Consider the following 1,545-nt stretch of genomic DNA (forward strand, 5'->3'; position numbering starts at 1 on the left):
CCGGTTCCGCTCTGCGGGATCTGGGCTTCGATTCGCTGATGTCGGTGGAGCTGCGGAACCGGCTGTGTGAGGTGACCGGTTTGCGGCTGCCGACGACTCTGGTGTTCGACCACCCGACGGCCAAGGCCTTGAGCGAGTACCTCGTCGGCGCGCTTTCCGTCGCGGACTCGGAGTCGGATTCCGCCTGGTCTGCCGCCTCGCCCTCCGTTTCGGCGTCTGATTCGGAACCGGGTGTTGATGGTGTTGATGGTGATGTGGTGGTGATTGTTGGTATGGCGTGTCGTTTTCCGGGTGGTGTGGTTTCGCCGGAGGGTTTGTGGGGGTTGGTGGATGGGGGTGTGGATGCTGTTTCTGGTTTTCCGGTGAATCGGGGTTGGGATGTGGAGGGGTTGTTTGATCCTGATCCGGGTGGTCGGGGGACGAGTTATGTGCGGGAGGGGGGTTTTCTGCATGATGCGGATGGGTTTGATGCGTCGTTTTTCGGGATTTCGCCGCGTGAGGCGGCGGCGATGGATCCGCAGCAGCGGTTGTTGTTGGAGACGTCGTGGGAGGTGTGTGAGCGGGCGGGTATTGCGCCGGGGTCGTTGCGGGGGAGTGGTACGGGGGTTTTTGTTGGTGGGATGGCGTATGACTATGGGCCGCGGATGCATGAGCCGGTGGATGAGTATGCGGGGTTTTTGCTGACGGGTTCGGCGGCGAGTATGTGGTCGGGTCGTGTTGCGTATGTGTTGGGTTTGGAGGGGCCGGCGTTGTCGGTGGATACGGCGTGTTCGTCGTCGTTGGTGGCGTTGCATTTGGCGGTGGGGGCGGTTCGGTCGGGGGAGTGTTCGTTGGCGTTGGCGGGTGGGGCGACGGTGATGTCGACGCCGGGTGCGTTTTTGGAGTTCAGTGCTCAGCGGGGGCTTGCGGTGGATGGGCGGTGTCGGTCGTTTTCGGCTGATGCGGGGGGGACGGGGTGGTCGGAGGGTGTGGGGATGTTGTTGGTGGAGCGGCTTGTTGATGCGCGGCGGTTGGGTCATCCGGTGTTGGCGGTGGTGCGGGGGTCGGCGGTTAATCAGGATGGGGCGAGTAATGGGTTGACGGCGCCGAGTGGGTTGGCGCAGCGGCGGGTGTTGGGTGAGGCGTTGCGGGTGGCGGGGTTGTCGGGTGGGGATGTGGATGTGGTGGAGGCGCATGGGACGGGTACGCGGTTGGGTGATCCGGTGGAGGCGGGGGCGTTGTTGGAGGTGTATGGGGCGGGTCGGTCGGTGGATTGTCCGTTGTGGTTGGGGTCGTTGAAGTCGAATATTGGTCATGCTCAGGCTGCGGCGGGTGTGGGTGGGGTTATCAAGATGGTGATGGCGATGCGGTATGGGGTGTTGCCGAAGTCTTTGCATATTGCGGAGCCGACGCGGGGGGTGGATTGGTCGGTGGCTCCGGTGGCGTTGTTGACGGAGTCGGTGGTGTGGGAGGAGCGGGGGCGTCCGCGGCGGGCGGGGGTGTCCTCGTTCGGTATTTCGGGTACGAACGCGCACGTCATCCTGGAGCAGCCCGATAGCCACGACC

General features: G+C 63.9%; 1 pseudogene. It reads left to right on the forward strand.

The features are described 5' to 3' along the window. Positions 1-8 precede the first annotated feature (8 nt). A pseudogene (locus tag ACIHCQ_RS44580) lies at positions 9-1,545 on the forward strand (type I polyketide synthase); the annotation flags it as partial.

The sequence above is a fragment of the Streptomyces sp. NPDC052236 genome, from assembly GCF_044548015.1.
Classification (GTDB): Bacteria; Actinomycetota; Actinomycetes; order Streptomycetales; family Streptomycetaceae; genus Streptomyces.